Here is a 13,122-nt window from a genome sequence, read left to right as displayed (position 1 = left end):
ACAATTAGTACAACTCCATTTCATTATTCTTTACATTCACCACCCCTCATGAGAGGTGGTGAATGTATTTTAAAATGGTTACTGATAATTCACAATAAGATAAGAATTAGCTGTAGGTTCAATGTAGGTAGTTTCGGTCCACGTAGTATAACTTTCCCAGCAAGACGCAACATTACAGGTAACTAATTTTTTTCTATATTTTACGTATTGTTTATTTAGATCCATATTATAGCTTAGTTTACTAAATTTAGTTTGATCTGCAGGGATGCTCGTCCCAACAGAGTACGTCGATGTATAACTACCAGCAAGTCCGAAATTGGCTTTAATCGCTTTTGCTACATCAGTTGCTACAGAAGTAGTGAAAGAAAGTGAATAGGATTGCGACTCTGTCCAGTTATATTTATCTGCTTTAGACCAACTTGATGATAAGAATCTAATAAATGCTTTTGAATCGACGTACTTTGCACCAAGTGCACTAGTTTCAATCGTTTCTCCGCTGGCAAAAGGACTAATAATATTTGGCTCGGGGTCTCTTACAGCTTGAACAGCGAGTACGTCCTTGCTAGTTTCATTTGACGATTCTGCATATGCAGCATTTCCAATCGATAAAACAAGTGTTAAAACGAGAAGTAATTGAAACAACTTTTTCATTATGAAACCTCCGTATTTTTATTTTGTCAATAGAAATTAAAAACTTTGAATTTCTATTGACAACTAAATAATACCATTTTTGTATTTTATAAACTATGAGAAATATAGCTTATTTATTTTGTCGAATTGTATTAATTTGTCGAAAAACTCGAATCAATTCGCAATAGTAAAAATGGGAGAACTTGAATGGATGGTGAAATTTTGAAATGGGGTGAAGTCGTCGTTGAATTGGTGAATGGGTAGAAAAGGACAATTTGATAAAGTCGGGTATGCTGCTGAATATCGCTATAAGTGAACGGTCGGTACTATTTGAAGGCGATGCTTGGGCTACTGCTAAAAAAGACATTGTCAGACTTGACTGACGACCTCGGATGAGGGGTTTTTCGGTTAGGGCACATCTTTGAAGCCTGACACAAGTACTTCATGAAGTTTTTTCTCAGTCCTGCCTTTTACGAGATATGAAAGAAACATATCTTGGGATAATTGATGCTGCAGCAGAAAAGGCAGGGGTGAGCAGGAACGACTATGTGCTGGAAGCCATCGAAGAGAAGATGAAGAGGGACGGAATTGAATATCTTGATGATGACCTCGGAGAGTGAATCCGGGGTTTTATTTGTTCATCTAGCACCCTCATTCGTGATACCGGTGGTGATACCGTTTACCTTATATAATAGAAGAAACACATCAAAAATACATTGCGCGTTACTGTGTAAACAGCGTTATATTGCGCCATTTGCGGTTTAACACGTCACATCGCTATCGAAATGGAAGGTTCTATTGGGTAATAGCAAGCAGTTAAAGGCCGATCCTCTTAACGGGAATCGACCTTTTTGGTGTGCCACGCATGGCGATTAACTAGGCGGTGAAAGTCTGCTGTGGGGGCTTGTAGTTGCCAATCGCTAGCCAAGAGTGAAGGTGTACGAGGGGTGTGCGGGAGCGCACAGTCTTGTGGTGTGGGAGGTTGGCCGCTCAACTAATGGGTAGCCTCCTGCTCTATTTTGTTGTTATAAAAGGAAATATTATATATTGTTGGGAGAATTGTGTTCAAAAGGGTCTTTAATGAAGGTGAGTTAGGTTTCTCAATAGGTGCCGGATTAGCTATATTTGTGATAGCGGCATAACTAAATAATGGGTTTGGATTTATCTAAGAGCGCCTTCGGGTGCTTTTTCTTTTGTCAGAGCTACAAAATATCCTGACCAGAAAGGTCATAAATCTCTAATGCCAACAGCTTTTTCCGATTTATAGCCATATAGTTATTAATTTATCGACATAAAAACACAAACTTCGACCGCAAATAGAAACTTTCGCCCCATTTCCAATAAAATTAAAAAATAGTATATTTTAGGTGTCAATATATAATTCAAAAAAATGAATTTATATTGACAAAGTGATTTTTATAGTTATACAAAACTAGAATTGGAGGAATTAAAATGAAAAAGTTTGTAGTACGTGTAGGGTTGATTGCGATGATTATGAGTTTATGTTTTGCCGGATCAGCATTTGCCAACACCTACACCCAAGCCATACCCGTAGAAAACACTCCATTTGGTCAAACAGGTACTGCGACGTTCGGCAAACTCACTGATTCAGAAACCATCCAATGGTATAAATTCAACGCAGCTTCGGTGAATGCTTTGCAAAATGTGCTCGTAGTCCCTCCAAGCGGACAAACAATAGGTTATGCCATTTATGATGCGGCCCTGTATACGCCAGGGTCGACCGTAGGGCATGTCTTAAGTAGAGTTAATGTGTCAGCTCCAGATTTCTCCTCCTTCGTTTCTCAAGCAGGTCATAGTTATTTACTATTTATTTATGGTGCACCAAGCGGATCGAATGAATTCATGATCGTACTTTATTACGAAACTTAATCAAATAGGCTTTGATGAAGGGGGCGTCCCAAAAGTCATTTTACATGATAAAGGGATACCCCTTTTTTTGTAGAAATCGTTGGGGAAGAGCCTTCAGACCATTGTAGAGGAATGAGCAAAGGAAGCGGAAAATTAATGAGTGAGCATACAATCCAAATGAGCGAGAGTGTATATGACAAAAATGAGTTTTTAGTTTTAATAAAAAGTATTCTGTTAGTAAATGGGGTCACTGAACAATGTGGGATCAAAGTATTCATCCCGTTTGAAGAAGAGACAGTGCTAATTATATAAATTAATCTGAAAACAGGTCAAACAGGTCATTGCCCCCCCCGATTGCCCCCAAGCAGCGAAATACTAGACAGGGAAAAGATTGAAGATTGTATATAAAAAGAAAAGAAGCCTTATGTATCAAGGCTTCTCGGAGTTTAAGTATGGTGATCTGAACAGGGATCGAACCTGTGACCCCTACCCTGTCAAGATAGTGCTCTCCCAGCTGAGCTATCAGATCATATTTTTTGTGGCGACAAGTAATATAATAACAACTGAGCGGAGTAAAGTCAACATAAAAATTGATATTTTTTATAGGGATGTTTCTCGACCACTCGACGTACAAATGTATTAATGGGGTAATCGAGCGGGAGGAACTGCAAATGAGGGACGCAGCTTTACTCATGGTATGGCTAGTCGCGCTATTTGGGTTAATTGGAGGCGTAATGGCAGCGGTGGCAAGATTCGTGAAAAGAGACTCCATGAAATATGACAAGCAATTTACTTGGAGCTCATATCCGTTTTGGAATAAAAATCGGAATGATAATCCGATAGATGATCCGAACATTGATGACAACTAAAATTAAAGCAGTCCGCAACATCCTTACAACGTAGCTCATCCGCTGTGTTTATTCGTCTTCTTCCCACTTACGGGAATATGCTTTTTTAGTGACCCAGAGAACGACCCAGATGAGCAGGACGGTAAAAATAGCGGCAAAAATGTAAGTAGCAACCACGTTATGACTTCCTTTCTAGCGTGTGTTACTCCATCATAACCCTTTTTCGGGAATTGTTAAATCATCTAAATCGTATATGCGATGCTGTTCAATGAATGTCATTTGTCCTGTATGTCCAATAAAATCCGGCTGGTCGTCGCCATAATGCATAAGAAACACGTGCTGCTGAATAGCTATAGGTAATGTAAGTAGCTGAGGCAGGCAAGTATGAACAACTCCTGGCGCGTGCAGCTGGCAATCATGAAAGATGACCCGAACACCTCTGGAATTAACTAAGGAGTCGAGTAAGTCTGGATCAAATGTGGTATCTCCCGAATAGTAAAAGAAGTCGTTAAACAGCAGAGAATAGTTTGGTTTGTTGGGAATGTGCCGAGTAGCAATTAATTCAAGCTTTAAGCCGGGTAAAATCTCTTGGGCTTGTCCTTCGGATAGAGGACGAACTTCAAAAAAGTCCTCCAACGTTTCGTTCTCTTCCTGCTGAAGGCCACCCCTTAAAGAATTCTCCCAAAGCGGCGCCACCAATGTATCAGCTAAGTATAGTATCGGTTTGCGTTTGTATATGAATTTCATTTGAAAGGCGAGCTCTTCCAGCCCTCCAATATGGTCAGCATGCATATGTGTAAGCAGTATCGCGTCAAGATCATTGAAGTTATACCCTAGCTCGTGCAGCGCTTTTGGTGCGGTAATTCCGCAATCTACTAGAAGGGTTAGACCATCGATCTTAAGCAAAGCATTGTTATTGTTAAAGGTTTTGGCAAACGCACTGCCAGTTCCCAGCATTTGAATTTTCAAATCGATGCCTCCGTATTTGGATGCGGTCCCGCTCCAAGATTTGCTCTAATCAATGTACCATAATTTTACTTACTAAGTAAGGTGGAAAAAACATATTGGATATTGTGACGGTTTGGGCTGATTTCGCATAGTGTGAGGGGAAGTTATATACGCCTTTGCGCTAGCGAGAGGAAGATTCCAATGTCTAAGGTGAACAAGAAAAAGAAAGCTGCTGCGATTGAACACAAGAGAGCGCAAATGAAAATCGTTACATCAGAAACCTGTGTCGTTTGTAAATCCCAATGCAAGAGAGGGTTAAGCTACCTGGAAAAAATGAGCTTGCCCGGTGCGGTCGGAACCGGCGTACCCTGTGTACTAACCTTGCCTGGGAGAAAAGCATAATAAGCCGAACAAGAACAAGATATTAAACGCGACTATATCGTTATTTCCCAGGCGAGCGCAAGACTCGCCATGAAGTGACAAAATCTCTGTAGGGCACTCCAATAATAAACGTTAAGGAATTTTAATGTTCAGCGCAACTTTCTACCTGACAGTCGGTATAACCAAATACAGACAAGAATTAGAGTCGGTGAAGACGGAGGATGCTGATCATGAAATTCCGTAAACTTATCTTATTAACCTTAGTATTTACCTTAATCTGCACAAGCGCTGTCTATGCAGATTCTGTTACTCAGAAAATCAAGTTATGGGTAATCAATAATAAGAAGGTCGAAGTGGCAAACGGAAGCATTGTTGTAGATAACAAGCTATATATATCTTCTGACGTCGTTTCTGATAAGCTGCAGGCTATCGTAATATGGGACGAAGGCGATAAGAAAGCTACGATCTATAAGCCTAACGTGCATATGATTACTAGCGAAGGAAGCAGAATATTTGGAGATGTGAAGCTCAAGGATAAATTCAAGTTTAATACTTTTGTTCAGGTTGACTCATTGAAAGCAGATATTAGTGCACTCAAGCTAACAATATCTGATCCTTACGGAGACGATACGCTAATTGAGTCTCGTAAATCCGGAGATAGCGATTTCCCTGATGGTAAAAATGATTTCTGGATCACGATGAAGGATATTTCGTATAATTTCGATTCAGTCGGCTCGTATACGCTTCGTTTTTGGGTGAAACCAGTAGGAGCTTCCTCTTTCCAGCTTATTTCTGAGAAAGTGATCTCCTCGAAATAATAGAGAGTGAAACGTCTAGGCCGAGTTATGTGGCTTAGGCGTTTTTTTCGTTTGACCCTCGAAACCGGAAATGATACTATACGTGGGTAGGTAAATCTATTGATTGAACGGAGGTTCGCCATGAGCGATCATGTCCACGACGAGAATTGCGAACATGACCACGATGAGGAAGCCGTATTCATCGTAACGGACGAAGACGGCAAAGAGCACGAGATGGTGCTCGTATACACCTTCGAAAATAACGATCGTGCATACGCTGTTCTGTTGGACCGCAACGACCCAGAAGATGATGGAGTTATTTTCCGCGTTGAAGAAGAAGGCGAAGACGAAGTCCTAGTCAATATCGAAGACGATCAGGAATGGGAAACGGTCATGAAGGTATATGAAGAGCTAGCTGCCCTAGAGAACTCTGAAGGATAAGCTATCATTCATTAAAACACAGAAGCATTTCCCGGATTCTTATGGAGTCCGGGAAATGCTTCTTGTTTATTATCTAGTTATAGGATTCTTATTATTTACGAGGATTAAAATAAATAGTCCGCCCGTTAAACATCTTCACTTCGGCTTGCAATTGCTTACCAATCCACTTGCAAAGCTCATTGGCCTTAGACTTGTCTCCATGGGTAGAATCGTCAGGGAGGACAAGGTGAATATAAGGGACGGAAGCTCCAGCTTCATCCCGCTTACCTGTTCCGAACACGATATAACGATATTTCGGATTAATTCCTTTAAGATAAAACCATTCGTCTTTGGATTCGGGTTTATTCTCGATGCTGTAAGGAAAAGCCGCTTCGGCGTAATCCCAGCCCAATTGCTTGCCGGTTAAGGACATCTGTTCCCGATAATGGTGAAGCTGCTCCTTCACGCCATTCAGATCAATCTCTGCCACGGTCGAGCCTTGAACAAGAGAAATATATGCACTTTGACTCATCGGTTCCACCCCCACGCCCATGATAGCATTTCCATATTAGGTTGGCAATGATTACCTAATTGTCTCAAACAAGCTCTCCATGTTAAAATAAACATAATATTCAGAAAATTTGATGAATTCGGGAGGGAAGCCTATGCTTGAGAACCTCTACGACGTAATCGAATCGTCTAACGTCAATTTTGTTGGCTGTATTTCCGAGGAGAGTCGCTTTGATTTCGCTATTGTATACACGAGCCATTTTTTCGGCAAACCACTTGTCATTTGTATGCAAACCGGACGGTCATTGCCGCTTAGTGCCGATGATCTTGGGGACACAGATTTGCTTAGCTCACGTTTTCTTGTTACAGAGGAAGCTGCAATTGAGCTAAGGAGCTTGCTGGGGAGTCGTTTACCGAATCTTGAGATGAAGGATCAGTATTAAGCTGAGTTTGCTACTGAAATAAATAGAAAGGGTCTGATTTCAGTAAACGAAATCAGACCCTTTTTGGGCGCTTTATGAGATTGCAGTTTCTTCTAAGATGACCTTAACGTTAGTAACTGATCTATCCTCGGGACCTTTTACTGGTAGTCCTACTTTCAGATGATCAACAATATAGTCAATATTCTCTTGCGAGATGACTTCACCAGGAAGTAGGATCGGAATGCCCGGTGGGTAAACGTAGATGAACTCAGCAATGATCTTGCCCGCAGATTCTACGAAAGGTACAAGTTCGGTTTCTCCATAGAAAGCATCCCTAGGTGTTAACGCGAGATGGGGGATTTCAGGAATCTTGACCACTACATCGAGAATTTCCCTTGAATCCGCGAGATAAGCTTTGGACATTGCTTCTAATGCTTCAAGCAGAATCGCAATCGATTCTTCGTTATCGCCAGGAGTAATAAGACAGAGAATGTTGTACATGTCGCTCAGCTCAACTTCTAGACGGAAGTTCTCGCGAAGCCAGTTTTCTGCATCATACCCCGTAATGCCTAAATGCCGGACATGAATGGCCAGCTTTGTCGGATCATGATCGTAGGTAGCTTCCTCGCCTAAGAGCTCCTCTCCGAAGCTATGGAGACCCTGAATTTCGTTCACCGCTGCTCTGGCTTTATTAGCTAAGGCTAAGGTTCTGTTTGCGATTTCTTTACCGTTAATAGCGAGCTGTCTCCGTGCGGTATCTAATGAGGCAAGCAACGGGTATGAAGTTGACGTGGTCATGAGTAAGCTCAGAATCGTCTGTACTCTTTGCGGGTTGACCAAGCCTTTGCGAATGTTAAGAATCGAGCTCTGAGTCATTGAACCACCGAGCTTGTGGATACTTGTTGCGGACATATCGGCACCTGCCTGCATAGCAGATAGAGGTAGCTCGTCGGAAAAATGAATTAAAGCACCGTGCGCTTCATCAACAAGAACCGGAATATCATACTCGTGCACGAGATCAACGATTTCTTTTAGATGGGTACATACTCCGTAATAGGTTGGATTAATAATGAGAACGGCTGCAGCGTCTGGATGGCGCTCCAGTGCTCGTCTTACCGATTTCGTAGTTACCCCGTGGTCAATACCCAAATTCGTATCGCGAACAGGCGACAAGAATACTGGGCGGGCGCCAGCGAAGATAATGGCTGATAGAATTGATTTATGAACATTGCGAGGCACGATTATTTTATCTCCATTGCTACATACCGATAATATCATGGTCATTATGGCGGTACTGGTGCCTTGAACAGAGAAGTAGGTTGCATCCGCGCCGAAAGCATCTGCTGCAAGCTGCTGCGCCTCTAGAATAACGCCGACAGGCTGATGAAGATCATCTAGTGGAGCGATGTTAATTAAATCGATATCCAGAATGTTTTGCCCGATAAATTCACGGTATTCGGGGTCCATTCCGACACCCTTCTTATGTCCCGGAATATGAAACTGCACCGGATTTTGCTCAGCGTGGGAGCGTAATGCATCGAATAAGGGAGTACGGTTGTGATCCAAGAGACAATCCCTGCCTTTCTCAAACGTTCAACTAAAGGGTTGAATGACGTTATTCAAACAAGCATGAGTATAACAAAAATGGGGGGGAAATCAACTGCTCTCTGTTTAAAGTTGAACTTGTCACGAAAACGTCAACAGATCTTATTTGGAACATTGCTCTCGTTATGCTACCATCAGGTATAGATTATACGAATAAATTATGCTCTTGATTGTTCTAGACAGAGGAGAGAGAACTACCGTGAAAAGCAAATTAGCCATTGTCGGACTCATGCTCTTTACGATTTTTATCGGATTCGGCATCATTATTCCTGTATTACCACAATTGGTCACAGAAGCCAGTGATAAATCAGCGAATTGGCACACTGGAGCCATGCTTGCTATTTATTCTCTCATGTCATTTTTGCTCAGCCCTTTATGGGGTGCGCTTTCAGAGCGAATCGGTCGTCGCCCCGTTATTATGACAGGTGTATTAGGCTTCGCTATTAGCTTTCTAGTGTTTGGTTTTTCAGGAGAAAATCTAGCCATTATGTACGCATCTCGTATACTAGGTGGATTATTCTCTGGCGCAGTTGTTTCTTGTATCGTCGCCTATGTCGCGGACATTACGACAGAAGAGGAACGCACGAAAGGGATGGCTGTAGTAGGCATGAGTATCGGACTCGGCTTTACATTCGGACCTGGATTTGGTGGGTTCTTAAGTGAAGTTTCGATTCATACACCCTTTTTCGCTGCAGCAGCGTTATCCTTTCTCGTATTTGTAGCAGCGTGGTTTAAGCTTCCAGAATCACTTCCGCCAGAGCGACGAGCAACCGGAGGAAAAGGCAAAAGAGTTTCACGTTGGCTTGCATTCCAAGGGCCGCTGAAGTATTTGTATGTGCTGGCCTTCTTCGTAACGTTCTCTTTGGCTATATTGGAAGGAACCTTGCAGCTGTTCGGAATCAAGAAGTTTGATGTTACCCCTCTACAGATTGGGATGATGTTTTTCTTCTGTGGTATTGCCGGGGCGCTCGTGCAGGGCGGCATCGTTCGACGTCGTGTGAAGCCGGGGCAGGAAGGAAAGTATATTGCCATTGGGCTTCTTATATCGGCTGCAGGATTTTTCTTAATGCTTACAGCTAATAGCTGGAAAATGGCGACGGTTTACTTATGCATATTCGGAATTGGTAACTCGCTCATTAAACCATGTGTCACTTCTCTAATTACACAGAAGACAACTGTCGGACAAGGTATAGCATCTGGGCTTAGCTCTTCTATGGATAGCTTGGGACGTATTGTCGGTCCATTGCTAGGAGCAGCATTGCTAGGAGCGGTGTCTTGGTTACCGTTTGTTGTATCAGGTATTCTTTCCATTGCAGCGCTTGGATTACTAGCGAAATTCCGCAGTGAAGATCGCCAGAGGGCAACGGTATAATCACGAAATAGTATATTACAGCGTTTGACCAAAACTGGGGGCAACTTCTCCAGTTTTTTTGCTGTCTTTTTCGGGGTGACGGTTCGTTAATTAAAGATGGGTCGGGTTTACTTCAGCGACTTCAGTCTGAATCAACATCAGTCTTTAGTCTAGTATCAAGTCCGGTCTGCAGCCGTTTATCGAGGGGCAGTTGATTCCGTTATGCTAATGCTATCAAACAAGAAACAATGGAGTGGAAGGGGAAAAACGAAGTGAAAAGTATTATTAACGGTGCTTTCCGTAACAAGGCTGCAATGATTATTATTGTGATTATGGTTTTAGCTATGGGGGTGCTTAGCTACACCAAGCTACCTATGGAGTTTCTGCCAGAGGCAGATAATCCACAAGTAACTGTCTCAGTCATCGGACCGGGGTATAACGCTTCCTCTATGGACAGAGCGGTTACAGGGCCACTTGAGAAATCATTATCCGCGATTAAAGGGAAGACGAATACCTTCTCATCATCGGGAGACGGCTTCTCACAGGTCAATCTGAATTTTGATTCTAACACGAATATGAAGGAAGCAAAGCTGGAGGTTGAGAAGGCTGTCAATTCCGTTCAGCTTCCAGCTAACGTATCGCCGCCGTATGTTGTACAATTTAACACCTCAATGATTCCTATTTCCTTCGTCACTCTGACCTTCAACGATGGTGTTAGCGACGCGCAGAAAGAAATTCTGGAGCAGCAGGTGCTTGATGAATTCAAAGCCATTGACGGCGTTGGTGAAGTCCAGCTGTCCGGCAAGTCATTGCCGAAGGTTAGTATTATTCCTGATGTAGAGAAGCTTGCAGCCAGAGGTGTCCCGCTTGAGGCGCTTTACGGCGTACTTCAAGGACGTGACGCGGCTGCCTCCATTGGCGAGAGCACATTGGATGGTCAAATCGTGAACTTGAATGTCTCGGCAAGCCTACAGGATTTGGAATCCGTAAAGAAGCTTCCAGTTGCTGAGGGAGTTAAGCTGGGCGATGTAGCTAACGTGACTTTCAATAATGCGAAGGAGAGTCTCTTCCGGATCGACGGTAAGGATGCGCTGGAATATGTCATCTCCAAAGGAGCTAACTCCAATGCGGTGAAGGTTGGCCAAGGCGTAGACAAAATTATCGAGAAGTATAACGAAGAAAACAAAGCGGTAAACATGAAAGTCATGGTCAGTACATCTGATCAGGTCGTACATTCAGTCAATAGCATGATGAGAGAGGTTCTTCTCGGTGCGTTGTTCGCTACAATTGTCATTCTAATCTTTATGCGCAATGTGCGTGCTACTCTTGTCACGATCGTATCGATTCCGCTATCACTAGCGATGACACTATACTTACTTGATTTGTCCGGAATTACGCTTAATATTCTCACGCTGGGCGGGGTGGCAGTTGCTGTCGGACGTTTAGTCGATGATAGCATCGTTGTCATTGAAAATATTTTCCGCAGGCTGCAGAAAGAAAAGTTCTCTTCAGAATTAGTTATCGATGCAACCAAAGAGGTTGCAAGAGCGATTACGGCATCTACTCTGACTACGATTGCTGTATTCTTGCCGATGAGCTTGCTTAGGGGTGGTCTGCAATCGTTCTTGCTCCCGTTTGCTTTAACGATGACCTACTCATTGTTGTCCTCTTTACTTGTTGCTTTGACACTTATTCCTCTCATGAGTGCTGGGGTGTTGAGAAATTCCAAGATCAAAGAGCACCAGCCGTCCCAACGTTTCGTCCGTTTGCTCGAATGGAACTTACGTCATAAGTGGTTGCCAATTATCGGAGCCTTTGTACTCTTGATCGCTTCCATTGGGACATACGTGGTAATGCCGAAAGGTGCGATTGATACATCAAGTGCAGAGAACCTCACGGTTAGTCTGGAATATAAACCGGATACGCCAGTTGCACAAGTATTGGAGAACGGTCATAAGCTCGAAACCTTTCTGATGAACCGGGAAGAGGTTGACTGGGTTACGATGGGGAACGGTAATAGTGCGGATGCTGCCAAATATGGCTCAGTATCATCCCCAACGCTTGTATCGTATATGTTGAAAATGAAAAAGGGCGCTGATGCCGCGAAGGTTATGGAGGCAGTTAAATCGGAGGGTGCCCATTACCCAGGAGCTGAGCTGATTACTGCAACCGGTGGTTTCATGTCAGGAGGAAGCTCCACTCAGGTTATTGTCGATATTACCGGTGATAATCTAGAAATGATCGGTAAGACGGCAGATGAAGTCATAGCTAAGATTAAACCGATCAAGGATGTTCTAAAGGTCGAGAGCAACCAGCAAGAGAAGAAAACGGTATATACGCTCGAAGTCAACCCGACAGAAGCCAAAGCCGGGAATATTGCAACACAGCTGCAAGGAATGCTTAACTCCATTCCAGTAGGCTCAATTACGTTAGATGGTCAGATGGTTGAAGTTCTGCTCGAGCCAAGCTTGAAGCCCAAGTCTGAAAATGAGCTTTCCTCGCTTACTGTTATGACCGATGCGGGGCCTAAGCCGATATCGAGCGTGGCAAAGTGGGTTAAAGAAGAGCAAGCAACAACATTTTTCCAAAAGGATGGCAAAAGCTATGTTCGCGTATCCGCTTCTGTGGAGCCGTCACAGCTGTCTAAGGTTGGAGCGGAGATCAATAAGCAATTAAAGGATGTTAAGCCTCCAGAGGGCGTTAAGCTGAATGTAGGAGGGGCGTCCGCCGACCAGTCAGCAGATATTATGAGTCTCTTCATGATGATGCTTGTGTCTGTAGGGATCGTATACTTGATTATGGTATTTACTTTCAAAACATTAAAAGCTCCACTCGCTATTATTAGCTCAATCGCGTTCGTTCCGATTGGTGCTGTGCTTGGTCTTATTGTGACAGGAGTGACGCCTGACTTTACTGCTATCTTTGGTGTCGTCATGCTCATCGGTATCGTTGTTACGAATGCGATAGTACTCATTGACCGTGTGAAGCATAACGAGCTAGAGAGAGAGATGACCATCCGCGCTTCGTTGCTAGAAGCTGCAGGAACTCGTATGCGCCCGATTCTAATGACAGCAATTGCAACAGTCGGTGCCATGCTACCACTTGTCTTCGGCTCAGCAGAGGGTGGGAGCATTGTCTCTCAAAGCCTAGCTATCGTCGTAATCGGTGGTCTGGTCGTTTCAACACTACTGACGCTTGTTATCGTACCGTGCCTTTACGAGCTGCTGTATTTCCGTAAGTCTGCTCGTCAACGTAAAGAAATCGCTACTAAACAGAATATTGCGGCATAGTCGGCGGGACACACAAAGTCAAAAAGGCGTTGGTACGGGTATAATCTACCT

At 43.3% G+C, this 13,122-nt stretch carries 14 protein-coding genes and 1 tRNA gene; 10 read left to right on the top strand and 5 right to left on the bottom strand.

Annotated elements, in window-relative coordinates; genetic code table 11:
* Positions 1–78: 78 nt before the first annotated feature.
* Positions 79–651 carry a hypothetical protein gene (locus tag KCTCHS21_RS19605; RefSeq protein WP_130612207.1) on the bottom strand — a complete coding sequence of 191 codons (573 nt, stop codon included), beginning with the start codon at positions 649–651 and terminating at the stop codon, positions 79–81.
* A gap of 458 nt (positions 652–1,109) precedes the next feature.
* Between KCTCHS21_RS19605 and KCTCHS21_RS30945 the strand changes: the two genes are divergently transcribed.
* From KCTCHS21_RS30945 to KCTCHS21_RS31200, 3 genes are all read left to right on the top strand, one after another.
* Entirely contained in the window at positions 1,110–1,250 is a 141-nt protein-coding gene (locus KCTCHS21_RS30945; protein ID WP_157994079.1) for a hypothetical protein, read from the top strand.
* An 832-nt stretch (positions 1,251–2,082) separates the two neighbouring features.
* Entirely contained in the window at positions 2,083–2,520 is a 438-nt protein-coding gene (locus tag KCTCHS21_RS19600) for a hypothetical protein (protein ID WP_130612204.1), read from the top strand.
* A 111-nt stretch (positions 2,521–2,631) separates the two neighbouring features.
* On the top strand, positions 2,632–2,811 hold the full coding sequence (locus KCTCHS21_RS31200) for a hypothetical protein (RefSeq protein WP_130612200.1): 180 nt from the start codon (positions 2,632–2,634) through the stop codon (positions 2,809–2,811).
* A 141-nt stretch (positions 2,812–2,952) separates the two neighbouring features.
* Here the strand turns inward: KCTCHS21_RS31200 and KCTCHS21_RS19590 are convergent.
* Positions 2,953–3,028: transfer RNA gene (locus KCTCHS21_RS19590), tRNA-Val, on the bottom strand.
* Between the two features lie 142 nt (positions 3,029–3,170).
* Between KCTCHS21_RS19590 and KCTCHS21_RS19585 the strand changes: the two genes are divergently transcribed.
* Complete coding sequence (locus KCTCHS21_RS19585) at positions 3,171–3,368, top strand: hypothetical protein (protein ID WP_130612197.1); 198 nt, start codon at positions 3,171–3,173, stop codon at positions 3,366–3,368.
* 189 nt (positions 3,369–3,557) lie between these two features.
* Here the strand turns inward: KCTCHS21_RS19585 and KCTCHS21_RS19580 are convergent, their stop codons facing one another.
* A complete protein-coding gene (locus KCTCHS21_RS19580) occupies positions 3,558–4,322 on the bottom strand; it encodes an MBL fold metallo-hydrolase (RefSeq protein WP_130612194.1) in 765 nt (254 codons plus the stop codon).
* Between the two features lie 174 nt (positions 4,323–4,496).
* On the opposite strand from KCTCHS21_RS19580, the gene KCTCHS21_RS19575 reads away from it, so the two are divergent.
* The 3 genes from KCTCHS21_RS19575 (at position 4,497) to KCTCHS21_RS19565 (ending at position 5,914) form a co-directional block, all read left to right on the top strand.
* Complete coding sequence (locus tag KCTCHS21_RS19575; protein WP_130612191.1) at positions 4,497–4,697, top strand: hypothetical protein; 201 nt, start codon at positions 4,497–4,499, stop codon at positions 4,695–4,697.
* 209 nt (positions 4,698–4,906) lie between these two features.
* The gene (locus tag KCTCHS21_RS19570) at positions 4,907–5,494 is read left to right on the top strand and encodes a hypothetical protein (RefSeq protein ID WP_130612188.1); all 588 of its coding nucleotides are present in this window, start codon (positions 4,907–4,909) and stop codon (positions 5,492–5,494) included.
* A gap of 120 nt (positions 5,495–5,614) precedes the next feature.
* Positions 5,615–5,914 (top strand): DUF1292 domain-containing protein, encoded by a 300-nt coding sequence (locus tag KCTCHS21_RS19565; RefSeq protein WP_130612185.1) that lies wholly within the window; start codon positions 5,615–5,617, stop codon positions 5,912–5,914.
* A gap of 91 nt (positions 5,915–6,005) precedes the next feature.
* Here KCTCHS21_RS19565 and KCTCHS21_RS19560 read toward each other — a convergent pair whose 3' ends face one another.
* The gene (locus KCTCHS21_RS19560; RefSeq protein ID WP_130612182.1) at positions 6,006–6,425 is read right to left on the bottom strand and encodes a DUF1885 family protein; all 420 of its coding nucleotides are present in this window, start codon (positions 6,423–6,425) and stop codon (positions 6,006–6,008) included.
* A gap of 133 nt (positions 6,426–6,558) precedes the next feature.
* On the opposite strand from KCTCHS21_RS19560, the gene KCTCHS21_RS19555 reads away from it, so the two are divergent.
* A complete protein-coding gene (locus KCTCHS21_RS19555; protein ID WP_130612179.1) occupies positions 6,559–6,846 on the top strand; it encodes a DUF3055 domain-containing protein in 288 nt (95 codons plus the stop codon).
* A 72-nt stretch (positions 6,847–6,918) separates the two neighbouring features.
* Here KCTCHS21_RS19555 and KCTCHS21_RS19550 read toward each other — a convergent pair whose 3' ends face one another.
* Complete coding sequence (locus tag KCTCHS21_RS19550) at positions 6,919–8,391, bottom strand: aminotransferase class I/II-fold pyridoxal phosphate-dependent enzyme (protein ID WP_130612176.1); 1,473 nt, start codon at positions 8,389–8,391, stop codon at positions 6,919–6,921.
* A 238-nt stretch (positions 8,392–8,629) separates the two neighbouring features.
* Between KCTCHS21_RS19550 and KCTCHS21_RS19545 the strand changes: the two genes are divergently transcribed.
* Positions 8,630–9,802, top strand: coding sequence for an MFS transporter (locus KCTCHS21_RS19545; protein ID WP_130612173.1), 1,173 nt, complete (start codon positions 8,630–8,632; stop codon positions 9,800–9,802).
* Positions 9,803–10,053: 251 nt separating this feature from the next.
* A complete protein-coding gene (locus tag KCTCHS21_RS19540) occupies positions 10,054–13,071 on the top strand; it encodes an efflux RND transporter permease subunit (RefSeq protein ID WP_232057888.1) in 3,018 nt (1,005 codons plus the stop codon).
* Positions 13,072–13,122 lie beyond the last annotated feature (51 nt).

The sequence above is a fragment of the Cohnella abietis genome (genome assembly GCF_004295585.1).
Taxonomy (GTDB): domain Bacteria; phylum Bacillota; class Bacilli; order Paenibacillales; family Paenibacillaceae; genus Cohnella; species Cohnella abietis.
This window is presented reverse-complemented; position numbering and strand designations above follow the sequence as displayed.